Below are 21,044 nucleotides of genomic sequence, written 5' to 3'. Positions count from 1 at the left end.
AAACAGCCGGGCTTTGCAGCCCGGCTGTTTTGCTTCCGGCGAACCGGATGATTGATTAAGCGGCTGCGGCCTGCTCTTCGGCGGCGACGCGGGCCTTGTCGGCTGCGCCCTTCGCGTAGGTGTCGCGGTCAACGAATTCGATGACGGCGAGAGCGGCGTTGTCGCCCTGGCGGAAGCCGGCCTTCATGATACGCAGGTAGCCGCCGTTGCGGGTTGCGTAACGCGAAGCGATCGTGTCGAAAAGCTTCGAAACGACTGCGGCGTCCTTGATCTGCGAGATCGCCTGGCGGCGAGCGTGCAGGTCGCCGCGCTTGCCGAGGGTGACGAGCTTCTCAACGATCGGACGGATTTCCTTTGCCTTCGGCAGGGTCGTCACGATCTGCTCATGGGTGATGAGCGAAGCCGCCATGTTGGCGAACATCGCCTTGCGGTGGCTTGCGGTTCTATTCAGCTTGCGGCCGGCTTTACCGTGGCGCATGGCTATTCTCCTTCACTTGCAGGCATTCGCCTGCCGTTTGAATGTTTAGTACTGGTCTTCGTACCGCTTGGCGAGATCTTCGATGTTCTCGGGCGGCCATGCCGGCACTTCCATGCCGAGGTGCAGGCCCATGGAAGCGAGAACTTCCTTGATTTCGTTCAGCGACTTGCGACCAAAATTCGGCGTGCGGAGCATTTCTGCTTCGGTCTTCTGAATGAGGTCGCCGATGTAGACGATGTTGTCGTTCTTCAGGCAGTTTGCCGAGCGAACCGACAGTTCGAGTTCGTCTACCTTCTTCAGGAGCGCCGGGTTGAAAGCAAGTTCGGTGACTGCTTCTTCTTCGGCTTCCTTCTGCGGCTCGTCGAAGTTGACGAAGACGCCAAGCTGGTCCTGCAGGATGCGAGCCGCAAACGCGACGGCATCTTCGCCGGAAACCGAGCCATCGGTTTCGATGGTCATCGACAGCTTGTCGTAGTCGAGAACCTGTCCTTCGCGGGTGTTTTCAACCTTGTAGGACACCTTCTTGACCGGCGAATAGAGGCTGTCGACCGGGATAAGGCCGATCGGAGCATCTTCCGCACGATTGCGTTCGGCCGGAACGTAGCCCTTGCCGTTGTTGACCGTGAATTCCATGCGGATTTCGGCGCCCTCATCGAGCGTGCAGATGACATGCTCGGGGTTGAGGATTTCGATATCGCCGACCGTCTGGATGTCGCCAGCCGTCACAACGCCCGGGCCCTGCTTGCGGACGACCATGCGCTTTGCGTCATCGCCATCCATCTTGATGGCGATTTCCTTGATGTTGAGCACGATGTCCGTGACGTCTTCGCGGACGCCCGGAATCGAGGAGAACTCGTGCAGTACGCCGTCGATCTGCACGGCCGTAACAGCAGCACCGCGCAGCGACGAGAGCAGAACGCGACGAAGCGCGTTCCCGAGGGTCAGGCCGAAACCGCGCTCCAGCGGCTCTGCAACGAGCGTCGCCTTGGTGCGCGAGTTGGAAGAGAACTCGACCTTGTTCGGCTTGATCAATTCCTGCCAGTTTTTCTGAATCATTGTTTTGCCTTCCGTTCGTTGCCACCATCCAATCGTGGCAACCGAGCTTGAGAAGCACCGGGAGCGAAAAACCGCTCACCGGTGTTGTGATTGGCGATGATCAGACGCGGCGCTTCTTGCGCGGGCGGCAGCCATTGTGCGGGATCGGCGTCACGTCGCGGATAGACGTGATCATGAAACCAGCAGCCTGGAGCGCGCGCAGAGCGGATTCACGACCGGAACCCGGACCGCAAACTTCGACTTCCAGCGACTTCATGCCATGTTCCTGCGCCTTCTTGGCAGCATCTTCAGCAGCGATCTGGGCAGCAAACGGGGTCGACTTGCGCGAACCCTTGAAGCCCTTGGCACCAGCCGACGACCAGGCGATTGCGTTGCCCTGTGCGTCGGTGATGGTGATCATCGTGTTGTTGAAGGTCGAGTTGACGTGCGCCACACCCGATGAAATGTTTTTACGTTCGCGACGGCGAACGCGGACGGCTTCCTTGGCCATTGTATCCCTTTCTTGGATATCCTCACCGCCGTAATGCCAGCGGCTACACCGGAACGGCACCCCTTAGGGCGCCGCTCCAAACTCAAAAGAGGCCGGCGGACCGCCAGCCTCCCCTTCCCGGTTTCCCGGAAATTACTTCTTCTTACCAGCGATCGCCTTTGCCGGACCCTTGCGGGTGCGGGCATTGGTGTGCGTACGCTGACCGCGAACCGGCAGGCCGCGACGATGGCGCAGGCCGCGGTAGGAGCCAAGGTCCATCAGACGCTTGATGTTCATCGAGGTTTCGCGACGAAGGTCACCCTCGACCTGATAGTCACGGTCAATGGTTTCGCGGATCTGAAGAACTTCAGCGTCCGTGAGCTGGTGCACGCGGCGATCAGCCGGGATACCGACTTTCTCGACGATTTCCTGTGCGAATTTCGAACCGATCCCGTGAATGTAGGTCAGCGCGATAACGACGCGCTTCGCAGTCGGGATGTTGACGCCAGCGATACGTGCCACGCCTATTCTCCTTGAGTTCCAGTTGCCATCCGGCAAGAGGGCTTCGTTACGCCGCCCTCCGAAGGGCCGCTCGTTCAAATTTGGGTTCGTAACATGTCAAAACGACCGAACCCGGACTTCCTTTGGGAAATCCGCGCCGATCGCATCGAATGTCGCGAGTTGGCGCGGTGTTTAGCGGAATCAGTGCCGAAAGGCAACCGGTCCCGCCAAGTTTATTTTCAAAGCCTTACAGCTTCGAAAGAATGGCCTCGACCTGTTGAGTGACGTGGTCCATGTCGGCCATGCCATCCACGCTCCTGAGCTTCCCCTTGGCGTGATAATAGCCAATCAACGGCGACGTCTCTTTATAGTAGACCTGAAGCCGCGCCGTCATTGTTTCAGGATTATCGTCCGGGCGGCGCTTGAAATGCGTCGAACCGCACTTGTCGCACACACCTTCCTGCACCGGACGCTTGTCGGTGTCATGGTAAACGCTGCCGCACTGGGCGCAGGAATAGCGCCCCGCAACGCGGCGCACCAGTTCGGCGTCATCAACCTTCAGCTCGATGACGACCGACAGATCGAGCCCCTTGGCGCGAAGCATCTCCTCGGTGGCATCCGCCTGGACAAGCGTCCGCGGAAAACCGTCGAGAATGAAGCCGTTTTCACAATCGGGCTGATCGATACGTTCGGAAACGATGGCGTTGACGATCTCATCGGAGACAAGCTTGCCGGCGTCCATGACAGCCTTTGCCCGCTTGCCGACCTCCGTGCCAGCCTGGACGGCAGCACGGAGCATGTCGCCCGTGGAAAGTTGCGGAATGCCGTACTTCTCCACGATCCTCTGGGCCTGGGTCCCCTTGCCCGCACCCGGCGGCCCCAAAAGTATAAGTCTCATCGCCCCCTCTTACCTCCGCGCAACTTCGATTTCTTGATCAGGCCTTCGTACTGCTGTGCTATCAGGTGGCCCTGAATCTGTGCCACCGTATCAAGAGTTACGCTAACCACGATCAAAAGCGAAGTGCCACCAAGGGATAATGGGATGCCAGTTTGCGACACCAGTATCTCGGGCAGGATGCAGACGAAGACGAGATAGATCGCGCCGATGACCGTGATTCGGGTCAGGACGTAATCGATATATTCGGCGGTGCGCTCACCCGGACGGATGCCCGGAATGAAGCCGCCATGTTTTTTCAGGTTATCGGCCGTGTCCTTCGGATTGAAGACGATGGCCGTGTAGAAGAAGGCGAAGAAGGCAATCAGTCCGGCGTACAGCAGCATGTAGAGCGGCTGCCCGTGGCCCAGCGCTGCGACGATCGCCGTCGCCCAGGACGGCATGGCCGCCGTATTGGCAAAGCCTGCGAGAGTTGCCGGCAGAAGCAGCAGCGACGAGGCAAAGATCGCCGGGATAACGCCAGAGGTGTTGAGCTTCAGCGGCAGGTGCGAGGTATCACCCTGGAACATGCGGTTGCCGACCTGACGCTTCGGATACTGGATCAGCAGGCGGCGCTGGGCGCGTTCGACGAAGACGATGACGCCAATAACGCCGATTGCGATCACGATGACGGCAAGAATGAGCGTCGTCGAAAGTGCACCGGTGCGGCCGAGTTCCAGCGTACCGCCCACAGCCTGCGGAAGGCCGGCGGCGATGCCGGCGAAGATGATCAGCGAAATTCCGTTGCCGATGCCGCGCGAGGTGATCTGCTCGCCAAGCCACATCAGGAACATCGTGCCGCCGAGCAGCGTGATAACGGTGGAAATACGGAAGAACCAGCCTGGATCGACCACCAGACCGTTGCCGCTTTCGAGGCCGACTGCGATGCCGTAGGCCTGAAGCGCGCCGAGCAGCACGGTGCCGTAACGGGTGTACTGGTTGATGACCTTGCGGCCCTGCTCGCCTTCCTTCTTCAGGTTCTCGAGCGCAGGCACGACCGACGTCATCAACTGTACGATGATCGAGGCAGAGATATAAGGCATGATGCCGAGCGCGAAAATCGCCATGCGCTGGACGGCGCCGCCCGAGAACATGTTGAAGAGACCGAGAATGCCGCCCGCCTGGCCGCGGAAGGCCTGGGCATAGGCTTCGGGGTGCAGGCCCGGAAGCGGAATGTGCGTACCAAGACGATAGACGAGGAGAGCTGCCAGCGTGAACCACAGGCGCTTCTTGAGATCCTCAGCCTTGGCGAAGGTCGAAAAATTAAGATTGGAGGCCAACTGTTCCGCTGCAGATGCCATGCGATTCTCCGCGCTACCCATTCGGGGCGCCTCGAACGAGAGCCGGCCCCAGAATCAGTACTCTAATTATTCACAACCGGGCTTCGGACGGATTGCGGGCGCAATCAATGCCTCACCCTTGATTTCATCGAAACCGGTACGCTGCGGGGTGCAACGATACAGGTTTTTGTGAGGCCCACATATGGGAGCAAAATCGCCCGGTGTGAAGCACCCCGGGCGACATATCATAAGATTATTATTCTGCCGTTGCGACAGAAAGAAGCGTGATCGAACCGCCGGCCTTTTCGATCTTCTCGACGGCGGGCTTGGAAGCGCCTGCGACCTCGAGCTTGATCTTTGCCTTCAGCTCGCCGTCAGCGAGAACGCGAACGCCGTCCTTGGCGCGGCGGATGACGCCGGCTGCCTTGAGAGCAGCGGCATCGACAGTCGCCTTGCCATCGAGCTTGCCGGCGTCGATCGCAGCCTGGATGCGTGCGAGCGAAACGACGACGAAGTCGGCCTTGAAGATGTTCGTGAAGCCGCGCTTCGGCAGACGGCGGTAGATTGGCATCTGGCCGCCTTCGAAACCGTTGATGGCGACGCCGGAACGGGACTTCTGACCCTTGACACCGCGACCACCGGTCTTGCCCGAGCCCGAACCGATACCGCGGCCGAGGCGCTTGCGGCTGTGGGTCGAACCTTCGTTGTCCTTGATTTCATTCAGTTTCATGTGCGTTCCCTCCGGCTTACTTCTCGTCGACGACGCGAACGAGATGCTGGACAGCACGGATCATGCCACGAACAGCCGGGGTATCTTCCAGCGTGCGGCGACGGTGCATCTTGTTGAGGCCCAGACCGATCAGCGTGCGCTGCTGTACGTCCGGACGGCGAATCGGGCTGCCGATCTGCTCGACGGTAACCGTCTTCGCTTCGGTCTTCTTGGTAGCCTTGGCCATGGGTCAGACTCCTCTTATTCTTCAGAGGCGTTGCCGGAGGCGGCACGGCGAGCCTGAAGCGTAGCATACTTGATGCCGCGCTGAGCTGCGATGTCCTTCGGGTGAACCTGGTGCTTCAGAGCGTCGAAGGTGGCGCGAACCATGTTGTATGGGTTCGAGGAACCGGTCGACTTGGCGACAACGTCGTGAACGCCGAGCGTTTCGAAAACGGCACGCATCGGACCACCGGCGATGATACCGGTACCGACCTTAGCAGAGCGCAGCAGAACCTTGCCGGCGCCGTGACGGCCGTGGACGTCGTGATGCAGGGTACGGCCTTCGCGCAGCGGCACGAAGATGAGCTCGCGCTTTGCGGCTTCCGTTGCCTTGCGGATGGCTTCCGGCACTTCGCGTGCCTTGCCGTGACCGAAGCCTACGCGGCCCTTCTGGTCACCGACGACGACGAGAGCGGCAAAACCGAAACGGCGGCCACCCTTGACGACCTTGGCGACGCGGTTGATCGCGACCAGCTTGTCGACGAATTCGCTATCGCGCTCTTCGCGGCTCTGGCGGTCATCCCGCGGGCCTCTTCTTTCCTGTGCCATTGTCCTTTTCCTTTTTCTTTTCCGGGTGCAACGGGCAAACAAAGCGAGGACCGCAGCGGCCTCCCATTAGGGAGCGTATGCGGTCCGGTGAGATCCGGCCGGCGCTCGAAAGCGTCCGGCCGGAAACTTGATCAGAAGGACAGACCGCCTTCGCGGGCTGCGTCTGCCAGGGCCTTGATACGGCCGTGGTAGATGAAGGCGCCACGGTCGAATACGACCTCGCTGACGCCTGCCTTCGTTGCGCGCTCTGCAACGAGCTTGCCGACGAGGGCAGCTGCTGCTGTATCAGCACCGGTCTTCAGAGAACCGCGCAGATCCTTATCGAGAGTCGAGGCAGACGCGAGCGTCTTGCCTGCAACATCGTCGATGACCTGAACGTAGATGTTCTTCGAGGAGCGATGAACCGACAGGCGCGGACGGCCATTGGCCACCGACTTGAGTTGACGGCGCACGCGGTTGGCACGACGTGCAAGTGCTTCTTTCCTGCTAGCCATTTCGCGTGATCCTTACTTCTTCTTGCCTTCTTTGCGGACAATCCGCTCTTCGGCATACTTGACGCCCTTGCCCTTGTAAGGCTCAGGACCGCGGTATTCGCGGATTTCAGCGGCAACCTGGCCGACCTGCTGCTTGTTGATGCCGGTGACGACGATTTCCGTCGGCTTCGGCACAGCGATCGTGATGCCCTGCGGCGGCTCATAAACAACGTCATGGCTGAAGCCGAGTGCCAGCTGCAGGTTCTTGCCCTGAAGCGACGCGCGGTAACCGACGCCGTTGATTTCGAGCTTGCGCTCAAAGCCGTCCTTGACGCCCTTGAAGATGTTCTCGATCATCGTGCGGGACATGCCCCACTTTGCACGAGCATCCTTCGTCTGGCTGAGCGGCGTTACGACGACCGCGTTGTTTTCGAGCTTTACGCCGACTTCGTCATTCGCGACGAAGAACAGCTCGCCCTTCGGGCCCTTTGCAGTAACCTTCTGGCCATCGACCGTAGCCGTGATCCCAGCAGGCACCTGAACGGGCTTTTTACCGATACGAGACATGTTTCAATCCTGTCTGTTCGCTATGGAGATCTCTGCGCGATCTTAGAAGACCGAGCAAAGAACCTCGCCACCAACGTTCTGTTCGCGAGCCTGGTGATCGGCCATCACGCCCTTCGGGGTAGAAAGGATGGTGATGCCGAGGCCGTTCGCGACCTGCGGAATGGACTTGACCGAGACATAAACCCGGCGGCCCGGCTTGGACACACGGCCGATCTCACGGATCACCGATGCGCCTTCGTAGTACTTCAGCTCGATGCTGAGCTCCGACTTGCCATTGCCGAAATCGACAACGGAATAGCCACGGATGTAGCCTTCGGACTGCAGGACATCGAGAACGCGTGCACGGAGCTTCGAAGCAGGCGTCGAGACCGACGACTTGCGGCGAGAAGCGCCGTTGCGGATGCGAGTGAGCATATCGCCCAACGGATCAGTCATTGTCATCTAACCTGCTCCTTACCAGCTCGACTTGACGATGCCCGGCACCTTGCCGAGATTGCCGAGTTCACGCAGCGCGATACGCGACATGCGCAGTTTGCGGTAGTATGCGCGCGGACGGCCCGATACTTCGCAACGGTTGCGAATGCGGGTCTTGGATCCATCGCGCGGCAGGGATGCCAGCTTGATCGAGGCCTTGAACCGCTCTTCGATCGGAAGAGCCTGGTTCATGATGATCGCCTTCAGAGCTGCGCGCTTGGCAGCCTGGTTTGCGACCGTATTACGGCGGCGCTTGTTCTTTTCAACTGCGCTTGTCTTCGCCATGTGCGGTTCCTTTTCTACGCTCGTCGTTACGGTTACTGACGGAACGGGAAGTTGAACTCTGTCAGCAGAGCCCGTGCTTCGTCGTCCTTCGTTGCCGTCGTGCAAACGATGATGTCCATGCCCCACATCTGATCAACCTTGTCGTAGTTGATCTCAGGGAACACAATGTGCTCCTTGATGCCCATGGCGAAGTTGCCACGGCCGTCAAAGCTTTTCGGGTTCAGGCCGCGGAAGTCGCGAACGCGCGGGAGTGCGATGTTCACGAGGCGGTCCAGGAACTCGTACATGCGAGCGCCGCGCAGGGTGACCTTTGCGCCGATCGGCATCTGCTCGCGGACCTTGAAGCCAGCGATGGAGTTGCGTGCACGGGTGATGACCGGCTTCTGGCCAGCGATAGCGGCCAGGTCGGCTGCAGCGACGGTCGGCTTCTTCGAATCAGCCGTCGCTTCACCAACACCCATGTTGATTACGATCTTGTCGAGCTTCGGGATCATCATCTCGTTGGCGTAGGAGAACTTCTCCTGCATAGCCTTACGGATACGCTCGACATATTCCTTCTTGAGCCGCGGCTCGTACTTTGCCTCAGCCATCAGATCACCTCACCGGAACGCTTGGCCACACGGACCTTCTTGCCGTCAACAACCTTGAAACCGACGCGGGTCGGCTTGCCGTCCTTATCGACGATCGCAACGTTGGAGAGGTGAACCGAGGCTTCCTTGCTGATGATGCCGGCTTCCTGGCTCTGCGTCTGGCGCTGATGGCGCTTTACGACGTTGATGCCGCGGACAACCGCACGATCTTCCTTAGGCAGAACCTGGAGGACTTCGCCGGTACGGCCCTTGTCCTTGCCTGCGAGCATGACGACTTTGTCGCCCTTACGAATCTTCTGCATCGTTCCCGCTCCTTACAGTACTTCGGGAGCCAGCGAGATGATCTTCATGTGGTTCTTGGCGCGAAGTTCGCGCGGAACCGGTCCGAAGATACGGGTGCCGATCGGCTCTTTCTTGTTGTCGATGAGGACTGCTGCATTGGTGTCGAAGCGAATGATGCTGCCATCAACGCGACGGATTTCCTTGGCGGTACGAACGACCACCGCCTTCATCACGTCACCCTTCTTCACGCGGCCGCGCGGGATCGCTTCCTTGATCGAAACGACAATAACGTCGCCGATCGAGGCATACTTGCGCTTCGAGCCGCCCAGCACCTTGATGCACATGACACGACGCGCGCCGGAATTATCCGCGACGTCGAGGTTTGTTTGCATCTGAATCATATCAGGTCGCCTTCTTGTTTTACCGGAATGGTTGGGTTTGCACCCCCTACCCCGGCATATGAAAATTGTCAGCCGCCCGAACCCGTCTCACGGACGGGCACAGATGCGGCAATAGCTTGAATAGCGCGGGAAAAATCGTGCCAAGGTGGTTTCCCGACGGGACCTTCCGTGCGCTCAAAGCAAAAGAACGCCCGGCATTCGAGCGTTCCGACGCTGCTTCATACAGAAATCTGTGCGAGACGCAAGGCCTCGCACAAAATTCTCTTACTTGCCCTGGGCGGAAACGACCGTCCAGCGCTTGTCCTTGGAGATCGGTGCGCATTCCTCGATGGAAACGGTATCGCCGATCTTGTACTGGTTGTTTTCGTCGTGGGCCTTGTACTTCTTGGAACGACGAACGGTCTTCTGAAGCAGCGGGTGAGCGAAACGGCGCTCAACGCGAACTACGACAGTCTTCTCGTTCTTGTCGCCAACGACGACGCCCTGCAGAATGCGCTTCGGCATTTTTTTCTTCCTTTACGCCTTTGCTTCTGCCGCCTTCTGGCGGGCAATGGTTTTCACGCGGGCGATGTCCTTGCGAACTTCGTTGATGCGCGAGGACTTTTCGAGCTGGCCGGTCGCCTTCTGGAAGCGCAGGTTGAACTGCTCCTTCTTGAGGTCGGCAAGCTTGTCCTTGAGCTGATCGGCCGTGAGGCCGCGGACTTCTTCGGCTTTCATCTGCCTCTCCTTACTCTGCAATGCGCTGAACGAAGCGCGTCTTGACCGAGAGCTTGGCGGAGCCGAGGCGCAGCGCCTCGCGGGCGATCTCTTCGCTGACGCCGTCGATCTCGAACATCATACGGCCGGGCTTGACCTTGCATGCCCAGTATTCAACGGAGCCCTTACCCTTACCCATGCGGACTTCGGTCGGCTTTGCGGTTACCGGAACATCCGGGAACACGCGGATCCATACACGGCCGGCACGCTTCATGTAGCGCGTGATCGCGCGGCGGGCCGCTTCGATCTCGCGTGCATTGACGCGGTTGGGCTCCTGAGCCTTCAGGCCGAATTCACCGAAGGCGAGGTCGGAACCTCCCTTGGCAACGCCCTTGATGCGGCCCTTGAATTGCTTGCGGTACTTGGTACGCTTTGGCTGCAACATTTTCTTATTCTCCGAACTTCTTTGCCACCAACGCTATCAAGCGTTGTCGCGGCGACGATCGCGGTCGCGGCTTGCCGGACCCTGAGCGTCACCCTCGAGTGCGCGGCGCTCGGAGGCCATCGGATCGTGCTCAAGGATTTCGCCCTTGAAGATCCAGACCTTGATGCCGCAGATGCCGAATGCGGTTTCAGCTTCAGCCGTACCGTAATCGATGTCCGCACGCAGGGTGTGCAGCGGAACGCGGCCTTCGCGGTACCATTCGGTACGAGCGATTTCCGCACCGCCAAGACGGCCCGCGCAGGTGATCTTGATGCCTTCGGCGCCAAGACGCATTGCAGACTGAACAGCGCGCTTCATGGCGCGGCGGAAAGCCACGCGGCGTTCGAGCTGCTGGGCGATCGACTGTGCGACGAGCGTCGCGTCGACTTCCGGCTTGCGCACTTCAACGATGTTGAGGTGCGTTTCGGAGCTCGTCATGTCCGACAGCTTCTTGCGGAGCTTGTCGATGTCTGCACCCTTCTTGCCGATGATCAGACCCGGGCGAGCCGAGTGGATCGTGACGCGGCACTTCTTGTGCGGACGCTCGATGACGACCTTTGCGATACCAGCCTGCTTCAGTTCGCTCATGACGAACTTGCGCATCTTCAGGTCTTCGTGCAGCAGCTGACCATACTCGGCATTGTCCGCGAACCAGCGGCTATCCCAGGTACGGTTGATGCCAAGACGGAAACCGATTGGATTGATTTTCTGACCCATTATGCGGCCTCCTCTTGTGCCTGCACTTCGCGGACAACAATCGTCAGGTGCGCGAACGGCTTCTCGATGCGAGATGCACGGCCGCGGCCACGAGCGTGGAAACGCTTCATGACGATCGACTTGCCAACGTAGGCTTCTGCGACGACCAGCGAGTCAACGTCGAGATCGTGGTTGTTCTCAGCGTTGGCGATCGCGGATTCCAGCGTCTTCTTGACGGCGCCTGCGATGCGCTTGCGGGAGAATTCCAGCTCAGCGAGTGCGCGGTCAACCTTCTTGCCGCGGATGGCCGCAGCAACCAGGTTGAGCTTCTGTGGGCTGACGCGGAGCGTGCGGGCGACTGCTTGCGCCTCGTTGTCCTTCAGCCGGCGTTCGGCTTTTGCCTTGCCCATTGTTACTTCCTCTTTGCCTTCTTGTCCGCACCGTGACCGTAGTAGGTACGGGTCGGAGAGAATTCACCGAACTTGTGGCCGACCATGTCTTCATTGACGCTGACCGGAATATGCTTGCTGCCGTTGTAGACGCCGAAGGTCAGACCCACGAACTGCGGCAGGATCGTGGAGCGACGGCTCCAGATCTTGATTACTTCTGCACGTCCGCCTTCACGAACCTTCTCAGCCTTCTTGAGAAGATAGCCGTCAACGAACGGACCTTTCCATACTGAACGAGCCATTGGAGACTTCCTCTCTTACTTCTTACGCTGATGACGCGAGCGCATGATCATCTTGTCGGTCGACTTGTTCGACCGGGTGCGCTTGCCCTTGGTCGGCTTGCCCCACGGGGTAACCGGATGACGGCCACCCGAGGTGCGGCCTTCACCACCGCCGTGCGGATGGTCGACCGGGTTCATGACGACGCCGCGGTTATGCGGACGCTTGCCGCGCCAAACCGTACGACCGGCCTTGCCGTCGTTGATGTTGGCATGGTCAGGGTTGGAAACGGCGCCGATCGAAGCAAGGCAGGAGCCATGAACGAGGCGCTGTTCGCCCGAGTTCAGGCGAAGGATCGCCATGCCGGCATCGCGACCGACGAGCTGTGCGTAACCGCCAGCCGAACGTGCGATCTGACCACCCTTGCCCGGCTTCATTTCCACGTTGTGGATGATGGTGCCGACCGGGATGAATTGCAGCGGCATGGTGTTGCCGGGCTTTACGTCGACAGCCTTTTCCGAAGCGATGACCTTGTCGCCGGCAGCGAGGCGCTGCGGAGCGAGGATATAAGCCTTCTCACCATCAGCATAGGTCACCAGCGCAATGAAAGCCGTGCGGTTCGGATCGTATTCGATACGCTCAACGGTGCCTTCGAGATCGAACTTGCGACGCTTGAAGTCGACCAGACGATAAGTGCGCTTGTGACCGCCGCCGATGAAACGGGCGGTGATGCGGCCGAGGTTGTTACGACCGCCGCTCTTGGTCAGACCTTCCGTCAGCGTCTTGACCGGCTTGCCCTTGTAGAGCGAAGAGCGGTCGACGATGACCAGCTGGCGCTGGCTCGGGGTCGTCGGATTGAATGTTTTCAATGCCATTTTCTTAATCCTCAGAGACCGGTGGAGACGTCGATCGTCTGGCCTTCAGCCAGCGTCACGACAGCCTTCTTCACGTCCTTCTGCTTGCCGACAAAACCGCGGAAACGCTTGGTCTTGCCCTTGCGGAGCAGAGTGTTGACGGCCGTGACCTTGACGCCGAAGAGCGCCTCGACTGCAGCCTTGATTTCCGGCTTCGTGGCCGCCTTGGCGACATTGAAAACAACCTGGTTGTTTTCCGATACCAGAGTGGACTTTTCGGTGATCGCCGGCGAGACGATCACATCGTAGTGGCGAAGATCGGTCACTTGAAACGCTCCTCTAGAGCTTCAACGGCAGCCTTGGAAAGCACGAGCTTGCCGCGGCGCACGATGTCGTAAACGTTGATGCCCTGGATCGGCAGAACATCGATGTTCGGGATGTTCTGGGCAGCGAGCTTGAAGTTGCCGTCGAGCTCAGCGCCGCCGATGAAGAGCGCATTGGTCAGGCCGAGCGTCTCGAAAGTCGCGGCCAGAGCCTTGGTCTTTGCTTCTGTAGCAACGAGGTTGTCGATGATGATGACATCATCGGCCTTCAGCTTTGCCGAAAGAGCGTGACGCAGGCCGAGAGCGCGAACCTTCTTGGGAAGGTCATGCTCGTGGCTGCGGGCGACAGGTCCATGAGCCTTACCACCGCCGCGGAACTGCGGAGCGCGAGCCGAATGGTGACGAGCGCGGCCCGTACCCTTCTGCTTGTACATCTTGGCGCCGGTGCGCGCGACGTCTGCGCGGCCCTTTGCCTGGTGCGTGCCCTGCTGCTTCTTGGCAAGCTGCCAGCGGATGACGCGGGCGAGGATGTCCTGGCGGGGCTCGAGGCCGAAAATTGCGTCAGAGAGAGAAACCTTCCCTGCGTCTTTTCCCTCGAGGGTCTTGACGTTGAATTCCATTGGTCCGGCTCCCTTACTTCGCTGCCGACTTGACGGCATCGCGCACGATGATCCAGGCACCCTTGGAACCGGGTACTGCACCCTTGATCAGGATCAGACCGCGATCTTCATCGGTCGAAACCACTTCCAGGTTCTGGGTCGTTACGCGCGTCTGGCCCATGTGACCAGCCATCTTCTTGTTCTTGAAAACCTTACCCGGATCCTGGCGCGAACCCGTCGAACCATGCGAGCGGTGCGAAACAGACACACCGTGCGTAGCGCGCAGACCGCCGAAGCCGTGGCGCTTCATGGCGCCGGCAAAGCCCTTACCGATGGTCGTGCCCGTCACGTCGACAAGCTGACCTGCTGCGAAGTGACCAGCCTTGAGCTCGGTGCCAATTTCAAGCAGGTTGTCTTCCGAAACGCGGAATTCCTGGAGCTTGGCCTTCGGCTCGACGTTGGCAACGGCAAAGTTGCCGCGCATCGCCTTGGACGTGTTCTTAACCTTCGCCTGGCCAGCACCGAGCTGAACTGCGGTATAGCCATTCTTTTCTACAGTGCGCGTCGCGACGACCTGGCAGCCGTCCATACGCAGTACCGTTACCGGAACATGTTCACCTGCGTCGTTGTAGACGCGGGTCATGCCCACCTTCTGTGCAATCACACCTGAACGCATCGGTTCAATCCTTCCAAATCCGCTCGAGCAAAGCTCAGAGCTTGATCTCAACATCGACACCGGCGGCGAGATCGAGCTTCATCAGCGCGTCTACCGTCTGCGGGGTCGGGTCTACGATGTCGAGGAGGCGCTTATGCGTGCGCATCTCGAACTGCTCGCGGCTCTTCTTGTCGATGTGCGGGGACCGGTTGACCGTAAACTTCTCGATGCGGGTCGGAAGCGGAACGGGGCCCCGGACACTAGCTCCGGTGCGCTTCGCCGTCGACACAATCTCGCGCGTGGAAGCATCGAGAATTCGGTGATCGAACGCCTTCAGGCGAATGCGGATATTTTGGCCGTTCATTCGACGTTATCCTTGTCTTTGTTTCCCACGTGCCTGTCAGGCAGGACACGGGTTGTTCTTTTTCCTAAGGCGGACCACCGGTTTCAAAGATCGAGAGGGACACCGGAATGCGGTATCCCTATCCAGTCTTCAGGCCTTACGGCCACCTTATTGTTCGTTGTATTCCCCCGCTTCAGTGAACGAAGCAGGGCGCAAATCGCGCTCGCGCGCCATTTGCTACATTTTTATGTCATAAGCAAGCGGCTATCCGCCGCTTGCTTAAAAGATTTCCATGCAATCGGCGCAGACCAGGTCTGCGCCGAATTCCATTATTCTACGATGCTTGCAACGATGCCGGCGCCGACGGTGCGGCCGCCTTCGCGGATGGCGAAGCGCAGCTTTTCTTCCATGGCGATCGGAACGATCAGTTCGACGTCAACCGTGACGTTGTCGCCCGGCATGACCATTTCCGTGCCTTCCGGCAGCGTGACAATGCCCGTCACGTCAGTCGTGCGGAAGTAGAACTGCGGACGGTAGTTGGTGAAGAACGGCGTATGACGGCCGCCTTCTTCCTTCGTCAGGATGTAGGCTTCGGCCTTGAACTTCTTGTGCGGCTTCACCGAACCCGGCTTGCACAGGATCTGGCCACGCTCGACGCCGTCACGGTTCACACCGCGGATCAGCGCGCCGATGTTGTCGCCGGCCTGGCCCTGGTCGAGCAGCTTGCGGAACATTTCAACGCCGGTCACCGTCGTCTTCGAGGTCGGGCGGATGCCGACAATCTCGACTTCTTCGCCAACCTTGACGATGCCACGCTCGACGCGGCCGGTCACGACCGTACCGCGGCCGGAGATCGAGAACACGTCTTCGATCGGCATCAGGAACGGCTGGTCGATCGGACGCTCAGGCGTCGGGATGTAGGCGTCGACCTGAGCCATCAGCTCGCGGATCGCATCTTCGCCGATCTTCTTGTCGCTGTCTTCGAGAGCGGCCAGAGCCGAACCCTTGACGACCGGAATGTCGTCGCCCGGGAAGTCGTAGGACGACAGCAGTTCGCGCACTTCGAGCTCGACGAGTTCGAGAAGCTCGGCGTCGTCAACCTGGTCGACCTTGTTGAGGAACACGACGATAGCAGGAACGCCGACCTGACGGGCAAGCAGGATGTGCTCGCGGGTCTGCGGCATCGGGCCGTCGGCGGCCGAGCAAACCAGGATCGCGCCGTCCATCTGGGCGGCACCGGTGATCATGTTCTTGACGTAGTCGGCGTGGCCGGGGCAGTCGACGTGAGCATAATGGCGGTTGGCCGTCTCGTATTCGACGTGCGCCGTCGAAATGGTGATGCCGCGGGCCTTTTCTTCCGGAGCGGCGTCGATCTGGTCGTACGCCTTGAACTCGCCGAAGTACTTGGTGATCGCTGCCGTCAGAGACGTCTTGCCGTGGTCAACGTGGCCGATCGTGCCGATGTTAACGTGCGGCTTGTTGCGCTCAAACTTACTCTTTGCCATTTTCGGCTCTCCATTTTGCTAGCCCCCGAAGGGATCTAATTCTTGTTATCGGTCAATTGGTATTCCGGTCACTTCTGACCGGAATACTTTGCCTGGATTTCAGTTGCGACGTTCGACGGGACCGGCGAGTAGTGATCGAAGGTCATCGTGTACTGAGCACGGCCCTGCGACATGGAGCGCAGGTTATCCACGTACTTGAACATGTTCGCCAGCGGAACGTTGGCGTTGATGACGACGGCAATACCGCGGCTTTCCTGGCCCTGGATCTGACCACGGCGGGAGTTGAGGTCGCCGATAACGTCACCGACGTAGTCTTCCGGCGTGACGACTTCGACCCTCATCATCGGCTCGAGGAGCTGAGCGCCGGCCTTCTTGGCTGCTTCACGGAAGCAAGCACGCGAGGCGATTTCGAACGCCAGAACCGACGAGTCGACGTCGTGGAAGGCACCGTCGATGAGCGTCGCCTTGACGCCCAGCATCGGGAAGCCAGCGAGCGGGCCAGAGGACAGAACGCTTTCGATGCCCTTCTGGACGCCCGGGATGTATTCCTTCGGAACGGAACCACCGACGATCTTCGATTCGAACTTGAAGTCTTCGCCTTCCGGGTTCGGTTCGAAGATGATCTTGACGCGCGCGAACTGGCCGGTACCACCGGTCTGCTTCTTGTGCGTGTAATCTTCTTCGGTCATGCGGGTAATGGTTTCGCGGTAAGCAACCTGCGGCGCGCCGACGTTTGCTTCTACCTTGAACTCACGACGCATGCGGTCGACGATGATGTCGAGGTGCAGTTCGCCCATGCCGGCGATGATCGTCTGACCGGATTCCTGGTCCGTCTTCACGCGGAAGGACGGGTCTTCGGCTGCCAGGCGGTTGAGCGCGAGGCCCATCTTTTCCTGGTCGCCCTTGGACTTCGGCTCGATAGCGATCTGGATGACCGGCTCCGGGAACTCCATGCGCTCGAGGATAACCGGCTTCAGCGGGTCGCAGAGCGTGTCACCCGTGGTGGTTTCCTTGAGACCGGCGAGAGCAACGATGTCGCCTGCGAAGGCTTCTTCGATGTCTTCACGGGAGTTCGAGTGCATCTGCAGCATGCGGCCGACGCGCTCGCGCTTGTCCTTGACCGTATTCAGAACCGAGGAGCCCTTTTCGAGCTTGCCCGAGTAGATGCGCGCGAAGGTCAGCGAGCCGACGAACGGGTCGTTCATGATCTTGAACGCGAGCATGGAAAGCGGCTCGCTGTCGTCAGCGTGGCGCTCGATTTCGGCTTCGGTCTTGAAGTCGATGCCCTTGATCGCCGGAATGTCGAGCGGCGACGGCAGGTAGTCGACAACAGCGTCGAGAAGCGGCTGAACGCCCTTGTTCTTGAAGGCGGTGCCGCAGAACATCGGGTGGAACTTGACGTCGATCGTGCCGCGGCGGACGAGCGCGCGGATCTGATCGTTGTCGGGCATGTTGCCTTCGAGGTAGGCTTCCATCGCGGCTTCGTCGATCTCGACAACGGTCTCGATCAGCTTTTCGCGATATTCTTCAGCCTTGGCCTTAAGGTCTTCCGGAATTTCAACCACGTCCCACTGTGCGCCAAGCGACTCGTCGCGCCACACGAGAGCGTTCATCTCGACCAGGTCGACAACGCCCTTGAAGTCGCTTTCTGCGCCGATCGGCAGCTGCATGACGACAGCCGTTGCGCCGAGACGAGTCTTGATCATCTCGACGGAGCGGTAGAAGTCCGCACCGGTCTTGTCCATCTTGTTGCAGAAGATCATGCGCGGAACATTGTACTTCTCAGCCTGACGCCAGACGGTTTCCGTCTGCGGCTCAACACCGGCGTTGGCGTCAAGAAGAGCAATAGCACCGTCGAGAACGCGCAGCGAACGCTCGACTTCGATGGTGAAGTCGACGTGGCCGGGGGTGTCGATGATGTTGAAGCGGCGCATCTTGCCGTCACGGCCCTTCCAGAAGGTCGTGGTCGCAGCGGAGGTGATCGTGATGCCACGCTCCTGCTCCTGCTCCATCCAGTCCATGGTGGCTGCGCCATCGTGAACTTCACCGATCTTGTGCGACTTGCCGGTGTAATAGAGAATACGCTCGGTGGTCGTGGTCTTGCCGGCGTCAATGTGCGCCATGATACCGAAATTTCGGTAGTCTTCGATTTTATATTCGCGAGCCATTGTGGACTGCCTTTCGATACCCGTTCGGGATTACCAGCGATAGTGCGAGAACGCACGGTTGGCATCAGCCATCTTGTGCGTGTCTTCGCGCTTCTTCACGGCACTGCCGCGGTTGTTGGATGCATCGAGAAGCTCGCCGGAAAGGCGGTCAACCATGGTCGTTTCGTTGCGCTTGCGGGCAGCAGCGATGAGCCAGCGAATGGCAAGAGCCTGACGGCGCTCCGGACGAACATCGACAGGAACCTGGTAGGTCGCGCCACCGACGCGGCGCGAGCGGACTTCAACGTGCGGGGCAATGTTGTCGAGCGCAGCATGGAAAACCGCGAGCGGCTCCTGCTTGGACTTGCCCTGTACGGAGTCGAACGCACCGTAGACGATGTTTTCGGCGACGGACTTCTTGCCATCGAGCATGATGGCATTCATGAACTTCGTGACAACCAGGTCGCCGAACTTCGGGTCCGGGTTGATCTCGCGCTTTTCTGCTCTGTGACGTCTGGACATACTTCTCGTCTCTTTAACTGTTAAGGCGCTTTATCACGCGGAGAACCTCGCGCAGCGCCGGAAAACCAAAACCGAATTACTTCGGACGCTTCGCACCGTACTTCGAACGGCGCTGCTTGCGGTTCTTGACACCCTGAGTATCGAGAACGCCGCGGATGATGTGGTAACGAACACCCGGAAGGTCCTTGACGCGGCCGCCACGGATCATGACGACAGAGTGTTCCTGAAGGTTGTGACCTTCGCCGGGGATGTAACCAATGACTTCAAAGCCGTTGGTGAGGCGGATCTTGGCAACCTTACGCAGAGCCGAGTTCGGCTTCTTCGGCGTCGTGGTGTAGACGCGGGTGCAAACGCCGCGCTTCTGCGGGTTCTCCTGCAGCGCAGGAACCTTGTTACGCTTTACGTTCGCCTGGCGAGGCTTGCGGATCAGCTGGTTTACGGTAGGCATTCAACCATCCCTTACGTTTATCTTTCGAACCCTTGCGGGCGCAACTCACGCCGTCTCCGGCAAGACCACACGGCTGTCGTCAATGCGCAAAATGTGGCCCGATCCGCTTGCGCAGATGGACCACTGGAGGCAGAGGACGCAAAAAAGACATGCGTCATGCGTGCAGGCATCATATCTTCAACGTGCGTTTCGAACCTTGTTTGAGGAAAACTCCAGAGCGCGACGCTCCAGACAGCCATGCCTCACATGGGTTCCGATGGCGCGGGTACTACTGGTTTCCCACAGCTTCGTCAAGGCCGGTTAAGAAATAATCTTCGGCGGATCGCCTTGAAACCCGGGCTTCCTGCGCTCTTTGAAGGCTTTTAGACGAATTGCACGCTGCGCTCCAACTTGAACTTGGGCATTGCAGCAAAAGCGGCTAAGGAATCGGCCTTGGCAGGCTGCGCGCCCGTGTAAACGGATTCGAGTGTTCGAATCGTTAATGTTCAAAAGGATGATGAATGATCGAGAAGCCCGACAACGACAATAACACCGCCGAGCCGATGATCTTCATCATCATTGGCAAGGGATACGAGTCCGATGGCAGCGAGGGCGTCGACCTGCACGTCATGTTGAGGGCGGCCGACGATGACAGCGCGGTGCGCGAGGCGCTGAACGCGCTCGCCGAAGAAGGCTTCATCGAAGCCGACCTCGACCAGATCGGCCTGCTGACCGATGTGCCGGAAGAGGAGCCGCACGCCTCGGCCTACCAGGGCGCCCTCGAAGGCGAAGTCTCCATCATTCGATTCAATTGAAAGCATGACGGAGCCGGACGACCGGCCAGTCTCCAGCCCTCCCACGAAAGAGACCGCGGATTGTCCCTGGAAAATCGCGAGGGCTGAGCAAACTGCAGGCCATCACGACGAAAAACAAAAACCGCCCGGATCGCTCCGGGCGGTTTTCAATTCGCTGGCCGAAGCTGCCGTTACTCGGCAGCCGGGGCGTTTTCGCTGGCCATGTCCTGAAGCATCGGCGTTGCGGCCTCCGCACCCGTGCCCTTGCGGCGCTCTTCGAGGATCAGCTCGTCGCGCGATGTGGCGATACGCCGGATCTGGGTCATGGTGCCGCCCGTACCAGCCGGGATGAGACGGCCGACGATGACGTTTTCCTTGAGACCCTGCAGGCCGTCGGTCTTGCCGGCGATCGCAGCTTCCGTCAGCACCTTCGTCGTTTCCTGGAAGGAAGCCGCCGAGATGAAGGACGGAGTCTGCAGCGACGCCTTGGTGATGCCGAGGAGAACCGGATCGCCGTAGGCAGGCTTCTTGCCCTGTTCGATCAGCGCGTCGTTGACGTCCTCGAGTTCGATACGGTCGACATTGTCGCCGACGATATAGGTCGAGTCGCCCGCATCGGTGATTTCCACCTTCTGCAGCATCTGACGGACAATCACTTCGATGTGCTTGTCGTTGATGACAACGCCCTGCAAGCGGTAGACTTCCTGGATTTCGTTGACGAGGTAGGAAGCCAGAGCCTCCACGCCCTTGATCGCCAGGATGTCATGCGGTGCCGGGTTACCGTCGAGGATGTAGTCACCCTTTTCGATATAGTCGCCATCCTGCAGATGGAACGGCTTGCCCTTCGGGATCAGGTACTCGACAGGCTCGACACCGTCTTCCGCCGGCTCGATGATGACGCGACGCTTGTTCTTGTAGTCGCGGCCGAGGCGGATCGTACCATCGATCTCAGCGATGATGGCGTGGTCCTTCGGACGACGAGCTTCGAACAGTTCGGCAAC

The 21,044-nt window shown here is 59.4% G+C and carries 32 protein-coding genes and 1 pseudogene; 1 reads left to right on the top strand and 32 read right to left on the bottom strand.

Annotated elements, in window-relative coordinates; genetic code table 11:
• Positions 1–55: 55 nt before the first annotated feature.
• From rplQ to rpsL, 31 genes are all read right to left on the bottom strand, one after another.
• Positions 56–478 (bottom strand): 50S ribosomal protein L17, encoded by a 423-nt coding sequence (rplQ, locus tag ACPYOJ_RS17300; RefSeq protein ID WP_168829329.1) that lies wholly within the window; start codon positions 476–478, stop codon positions 56–58.
• 45 nt (positions 479–523) lie between these two features.
• The gene (locus ACPYOJ_RS17295; RefSeq protein WP_481417339.1) at positions 524–1,534 is read right to left on the bottom strand and encodes a DNA-directed RNA polymerase subunit alpha; all 1,011 of its coding nucleotides are present in this window, start codon (positions 1,532–1,534) and stop codon (positions 524–526) included.
• Positions 1,535–1,634: 100 nt separating this feature from the next.
• Positions 1,635–2,024 (bottom strand): 30S ribosomal protein S11, encoded by a 390-nt coding sequence (gene rpsK / locus ACPYOJ_RS17290; protein WP_022718372.1) that lies wholly within the window; start codon positions 2,022–2,024, stop codon positions 1,635–1,637.
• 132 nt (positions 2,025–2,156) lie between these two features.
• Complete coding sequence (gene rpsM, locus ACPYOJ_RS17285) at positions 2,157–2,525, bottom strand: 30S ribosomal protein S13 (protein WP_168829327.1); 369 nt, start codon at positions 2,523–2,525, stop codon at positions 2,157–2,159.
• Positions 2,526–2,751: 226 nt separating this feature from the next.
• Positions 2,752–3,402, bottom strand: a complete 651-nt coding sequence (locus ACPYOJ_RS17280) for an adenylate kinase (protein ID WP_481417338.1) — start codon at positions 3,400–3,402, stop codon at positions 2,752–2,754.
• Positions 3,399–4,739: a preprotein translocase subunit SecY gene (secY, locus tag ACPYOJ_RS17275; RefSeq protein WP_168829325.1), complete on the bottom strand. Its 1,341-nt coding sequence runs from the start codon at positions 4,737–4,739 to the stop codon at positions 3,399–3,401. Before secY ends, ACPYOJ_RS17280 begins: the two co-directional genes overlap by 4 nt.
• A 235-nt stretch (positions 4,740–4,974) precedes the next feature.
• Positions 4,975–5,448: a 50S ribosomal protein L15 gene (gene rplO / locus ACPYOJ_RS17270; RefSeq protein WP_168829324.1), complete on the bottom strand. Its 474-nt coding sequence runs from the start codon at positions 5,446–5,448 to the stop codon at positions 4,975–4,977.
• A 16-nt stretch (positions 5,449–5,464) separates the two neighbouring features.
• Complete coding sequence (gene rpmD / locus ACPYOJ_RS17265; protein WP_168829323.1) at positions 5,465–5,674, bottom strand: 50S ribosomal protein L30; 210 nt, start codon at positions 5,672–5,674, stop codon at positions 5,465–5,467.
• A gap of 14 nt (positions 5,675–5,688) precedes the next feature.
• Positions 5,689–6,258 carry a 30S ribosomal protein S5 gene (rpsE, locus tag ACPYOJ_RS17260; protein WP_481417337.1) on the bottom strand — a complete coding sequence of 190 codons (570 nt, stop codon included), beginning with the start codon at positions 6,256–6,258 and terminating at the stop codon, positions 5,689–5,691.
• A gap of 131 nt (positions 6,259–6,389) precedes the next feature.
• Positions 6,390–6,752, bottom strand: a complete 363-nt coding sequence (gene rplR / locus ACPYOJ_RS17255) for a 50S ribosomal protein L18 (RefSeq protein WP_168829322.1) — start codon at positions 6,750–6,752, stop codon at positions 6,390–6,392.
• Positions 6,753–6,764: 12 nt separating this feature from the next.
• On the bottom strand, positions 6,765–7,298 hold the full coding sequence (gene rplF, locus ACPYOJ_RS17250; protein WP_088691790.1) for a 50S ribosomal protein L6: 534 nt from the start codon (positions 7,296–7,298) through the stop codon (positions 6,765–6,767).
• Between the two features lie 42 nt (positions 7,299–7,340).
• Positions 7,341–7,739 carry a 30S ribosomal protein S8 gene (gene rpsH / locus ACPYOJ_RS17245; protein WP_003547562.1) on the bottom strand — a complete coding sequence of 133 codons (399 nt, stop codon included), beginning with the start codon at positions 7,737–7,739 and terminating at the stop codon, positions 7,341–7,343.
• Between the two features lie 12 nt (positions 7,740–7,751).
• Positions 7,752–8,057 (bottom strand): 30S ribosomal protein S14, encoded by a 306-nt coding sequence (rpsN, locus tag ACPYOJ_RS17240; protein ID WP_018115514.1) that lies wholly within the window; start codon positions 8,055–8,057, stop codon positions 7,752–7,754.
• A gap of 32 nt (positions 8,058–8,089) precedes the next feature.
• Complete coding sequence (gene rplE, locus ACPYOJ_RS17235; protein ID WP_037127220.1) at positions 8,090–8,647, bottom strand: 50S ribosomal protein L5; 558 nt, start codon at positions 8,645–8,647, stop codon at positions 8,090–8,092.
• Complete coding sequence (rplX, locus tag ACPYOJ_RS17230; protein WP_168829320.1) at positions 8,647–8,949, bottom strand: 50S ribosomal protein L24; 303 nt, start codon at positions 8,947–8,949, stop codon at positions 8,647–8,649. The genes rplE and rplX overlap by 1 nt, the downstream gene beginning before the upstream one ends.
• 12 nt (positions 8,950–8,961) lie before the next feature.
• Positions 8,962–9,330 carry a 50S ribosomal protein L14 gene (rplN, locus tag ACPYOJ_RS17225; protein ID WP_018900268.1) on the bottom strand — a complete coding sequence of 123 codons (369 nt, stop codon included), beginning with the start codon at positions 9,328–9,330 and terminating at the stop codon, positions 8,962–8,964.
• A gap of 264 nt (positions 9,331–9,594) precedes the next feature.
• The gene (gene rpsQ / locus ACPYOJ_RS17220) at positions 9,595–9,834 is read right to left on the bottom strand and encodes a 30S ribosomal protein S17 (RefSeq protein WP_168829319.1); all 240 of its coding nucleotides are present in this window, start codon (positions 9,832–9,834) and stop codon (positions 9,595–9,597) included.
• A 12-nt stretch (positions 9,835–9,846) separates the two neighbouring features.
• Positions 9,847–10,047 carry a 50S ribosomal protein L29 gene (gene rpmC / locus ACPYOJ_RS17215; RefSeq protein WP_007531673.1) on the bottom strand — a complete coding sequence of 67 codons (201 nt, stop codon included), beginning with the start codon at positions 10,045–10,047 and terminating at the stop codon, positions 9,847–9,849.
• Between the two features lie 10 nt (positions 10,048–10,057).
• Positions 10,058–10,471: a 50S ribosomal protein L16 gene (gene rplP, locus ACPYOJ_RS17210; protein ID WP_003573792.1), complete on the bottom strand. Its 414-nt coding sequence runs from the start codon at positions 10,469–10,471 to the stop codon at positions 10,058–10,060.
• Between the two features lie 36 nt (positions 10,472–10,507).
• Entirely contained in the window at positions 10,508–11,227 is a 720-nt protein-coding gene (gene rpsC / locus ACPYOJ_RS17205; protein WP_168829318.1) for a 30S ribosomal protein S3, read from the bottom strand.
• Positions 11,227–11,616, bottom strand: coding sequence for a 50S ribosomal protein L22 (rplV, locus tag ACPYOJ_RS17200; protein ID WP_022718388.1), 390 nt, complete (start codon positions 11,614–11,616; stop codon positions 11,227–11,229). Before rplV ends, rpsC begins: the two co-directional genes overlap by 1 nt.
• A gap of 2 nt (positions 11,617–11,618) precedes the next feature.
• On the bottom strand, positions 11,619–11,897 hold the full coding sequence (rpsS, locus tag ACPYOJ_RS17195) for a 30S ribosomal protein S19 (protein ID WP_003573797.1): 279 nt from the start codon (positions 11,895–11,897) through the stop codon (positions 11,619–11,621).
• Between the two features lie 15 nt (positions 11,898–11,912).
• Entirely contained in the window at positions 11,913–12,749 is an 837-nt protein-coding gene (gene rplB, locus ACPYOJ_RS17190) for a 50S ribosomal protein L2 (RefSeq protein WP_168829317.1), read from the bottom strand.
• An 11-nt stretch (positions 12,750–12,760) separates the two neighbouring features.
• Complete coding sequence (locus tag ACPYOJ_RS17185) at positions 12,761–13,054, bottom strand: 50S ribosomal protein L23 (RefSeq protein WP_022718390.1); 294 nt, start codon at positions 13,052–13,054, stop codon at positions 12,761–12,763.
• Positions 13,051–13,671, bottom strand: a complete 621-nt coding sequence (gene rplD, locus ACPYOJ_RS17180) for a 50S ribosomal protein L4 (RefSeq protein ID WP_168829316.1) — start codon at positions 13,669–13,671, stop codon at positions 13,051–13,053. Before rplD ends, ACPYOJ_RS17185 begins: the two co-directional genes overlap by 4 nt.
• A gap of 13 nt (positions 13,672–13,684) precedes the next feature.
• Entirely contained in the window at positions 13,685–14,326 is a 642-nt protein-coding gene (gene rplC / locus ACPYOJ_RS17175; RefSeq protein ID WP_008521348.1) for a 50S ribosomal protein L3, read from the bottom strand.
• Positions 14,327–14,360: 34 nt separating this feature from the next.
• Positions 14,361–14,669: a 30S ribosomal protein S10 gene (gene rpsJ, locus ACPYOJ_RS17170; protein ID WP_003547547.1), complete on the bottom strand. Its 309-nt coding sequence runs from the start codon at positions 14,667–14,669 to the stop codon at positions 14,361–14,363.
• Positions 14,670–14,977: 308 nt separating this feature from the next.
• Positions 14,978–16,153, bottom strand: a complete 1,176-nt coding sequence (gene tuf, locus ACPYOJ_RS17165) for an elongation factor Tu (RefSeq protein ID WP_039844630.1) — start codon at positions 16,151–16,153, stop codon at positions 14,978–14,980.
• A gap of 68 nt (positions 16,154–16,221) precedes the next feature.
• Entirely contained in the window at positions 16,222–18,321 is a 2,100-nt protein-coding gene (fusA, locus tag ACPYOJ_RS17160; RefSeq protein WP_481417336.1) for an elongation factor G, read from the bottom strand.
• A 30-nt stretch (positions 18,322–18,351) separates the two neighbouring features.
• Positions 18,352–18,822: a 30S ribosomal protein S7 gene (gene rpsG, locus ACPYOJ_RS17155; protein WP_168829314.1), complete on the bottom strand. Its 471-nt coding sequence runs from the start codon at positions 18,820–18,822 to the stop codon at positions 18,352–18,354.
• A gap of 76 nt (positions 18,823–18,898) precedes the next feature.
• The gene (gene rpsL / locus ACPYOJ_RS17150) at positions 18,899–19,270 is read right to left on the bottom strand and encodes a 30S ribosomal protein S12 (protein WP_003547537.1); all 372 of its coding nucleotides are present in this window, start codon (positions 19,268–19,270) and stop codon (positions 18,899–18,901) included.
• Between the two features lie 500 nt (positions 19,271–19,770).
• Between rpsL and ACPYOJ_RS17145 the strand changes: the two genes are divergently transcribed.
• Positions 19,771–20,064 (top strand): transcriptional regulator, encoded by a 294-nt coding sequence (locus ACPYOJ_RS17145; RefSeq protein ID WP_168829313.1) that lies wholly within the window; start codon positions 19,771–19,773, stop codon positions 20,062–20,064.
• Positions 20,065–20,234: 170 nt separating this feature from the next.
• On the opposite strand, the pseudogene ACPYOJ_RS17140 reads toward ACPYOJ_RS17145, so the two are convergent.
• Positions 20,235–21,044, bottom strand: a pseudogene (locus ACPYOJ_RS17140) (DNA-directed RNA polymerase subunit beta'); the annotation flags it as partial.

Source organism: Rhizobium sp. SVR5-9E, from assembly GCF_056755095.1.
Note: the sequence above shows the minus strand (reverse complement) of the source record. Positions and strands in the feature narration are given on the sequence as shown.

Excerpts from the sequence above, each read along its gene's own strand:
- rplV (WP_022718388.1), bottom strand. The coding sequence starts at position 11,616 with ATGGGCAAGGCAAAAGCCGAACGCCGGCTGAAGGACAACGAGGCGCAA.
- rpsQ (WP_168829319.1), bottom strand. The coding sequence starts at position 9,834 with ATGCCGAAGCGCATTCTGCAGGGCGTCGTCGTTGGCGACAAGAACGAG.
- rpsL (WP_003547537.1), bottom strand. The coding sequence starts at position 19,270 with ATGCCTACCGTAAACCAGCTGATCCGCAAGCCTCGCCAGGCGAACGTA.
- rplO (WP_168829324.1), bottom strand. The coding sequence starts at position 5,448 with ATGAAACTGAATGAAATCAAGGACAACGAAGGTTCGACCCACAGCCGC.
- rpsN (WP_018115514.1), bottom strand. The coding sequence starts at position 8,057 with ATGGCGAAGACAAGCGCAGTTGAAAAGAACAAGCGCCGCCGTAATACG.
- rplE (WP_037127220.1), bottom strand. The coding sequence starts at position 8,647 with ATGGCTGAGGCAAAGTACGAGCCGCGGCTCAAGAAGGAATATGTCGAG.
- ACPYOJ_RS17295 (WP_481417339.1), bottom strand. The coding sequence starts at position 1,534 with ATGATTCAGAAAAACTGGCAGGAATTGATCAAGCCGAACAAGGTCGAG.
- ACPYOJ_RS17280 (WP_481417338.1), bottom strand. The coding sequence starts at position 3,402 with ATGAGACTTATACTTTTGGGGCCGCCGGGTGCGGGCAAGGGGACCCAG.
- rplQ (WP_168829329.1), bottom strand. The coding sequence starts at position 478 with ATGCGCCACGGTAAAGCCGGCCGCAAGCTGAATAGAACCGCAAGCCAC.
- rplC (WP_008521348.1), bottom strand. The coding sequence starts at position 14,326 with ATGCGTTCAGGTGTGATTGCACAGAAGGTGGGCATGACCCGCGTCTAC.
- rplD (WP_168829316.1), bottom strand. The coding sequence starts at position 13,671 with ATGGAATTCAACGTCAAGACCCTCGAGGGAAAAGACGCAGGGAAGGTT.
- tuf (WP_039844630.1), bottom strand. The coding sequence starts at position 16,153 with ATGGCAAAGAGTAAGTTTGAGCGCAACAAGCCGCACGTTAACATCGGC.
- fusA (WP_481417336.1), bottom strand. The coding sequence starts at position 18,321 with ATGGCTCGCGAATATAAAATCGAAGACTACCGAAATTTCGGTATCATG.
- rplX (WP_168829320.1), bottom strand. The coding sequence starts at position 8,949 with ATGCAGAAGATTCGTAAGGGCGACAAAGTCGTCATGCTCGCAGGCAAG.
- rpsE (WP_481417337.1), bottom strand. The coding sequence starts at position 6,258 with ATGGCACAGGAAAGAAGAGGCCCGCGGGATGACCGCCAGAGCCGCGAA.
- rplB (WP_168829317.1), bottom strand. The coding sequence starts at position 12,749 with ATGGCATTGAAAACATTCAATCCGACGACCCCGAGCCAGCGCCAGCTG.
- ACPYOJ_RS17145 (WP_168829313.1), top strand. The coding sequence starts at position 19,771 with ATGATCGAGAAGCCCGACAACGACAATAACACCGCCGAGCCGATGATC.
- rplN (WP_018900268.1), bottom strand. The coding sequence starts at position 9,330 with ATGATTCAGATGCAAACAAACCTCGACGTCGCGGATAATTCCGGCGCG.
- rpsC (WP_168829318.1), bottom strand. The coding sequence starts at position 11,227 with ATGGGTCAGAAAATCAATCCAATCGGTTTCCGTCTTGGCATCAACCGT.
- rpsJ (WP_003547547.1), bottom strand. The coding sequence starts at position 14,669 with ATGAACGGCCAAAATATCCGCATTCGCCTGAAGGCGTTCGATCACCGA.
- secY (WP_168829325.1), bottom strand. The coding sequence starts at position 4,739 with ATGGCATCTGCAGCGGAACAGTTGGCCTCCAATCTTAATTTTTCGACC.
- rpsG (WP_168829314.1), bottom strand. The coding sequence starts at position 18,822 with ATGTCCAGACGTCACAGAGCAGAAAAGCGCGAGATCAACCCGGACCCG.
- rpsK (WP_022718372.1), bottom strand. The coding sequence starts at position 2,024 with ATGGCCAAGGAAGCCGTCCGCGTTCGCCGTCGCGAACGTAAAAACATT.
- rpmC (WP_007531673.1), bottom strand. The coding sequence starts at position 10,047 with ATGAAAGCCGAAGAAGTCCGCGGCCTCACGGCCGATCAGCTCAAGGAC.
- rpsH (WP_003547562.1), bottom strand. The coding sequence starts at position 7,739 with ATGACAATGACTGATCCGTTGGGCGATATGCTCACTCGCATCCGCAAC.
- rpsS (WP_003573797.1), bottom strand. The coding sequence starts at position 11,897 with ATGGCTCGTTCAGTATGGAAAGGTCCGTTCGTTGACGGCTATCTTCTC.
- rpmD (WP_168829323.1), bottom strand. The coding sequence starts at position 5,674 with ATGGCCAAGGCTACCAAGAAGACCGAAGCGAAGACGGTTACCGTCGAG.
- rplR (WP_168829322.1), bottom strand. The coding sequence starts at position 6,752 with ATGGCTAGCAGGAAAGAAGCACTTGCACGTCGTGCCAACCGCGTGCGC.
- rplF (WP_088691790.1), bottom strand. The coding sequence starts at position 7,298 with ATGTCTCGTATCGGTAAAAAGCCCGTTCAGGTGCCTGCTGGGATCACG.
- rplP (WP_003573792.1), bottom strand. The coding sequence starts at position 10,471 with ATGTTGCAGCCAAAGCGTACCAAGTACCGCAAGCAATTCAAGGGCCGC.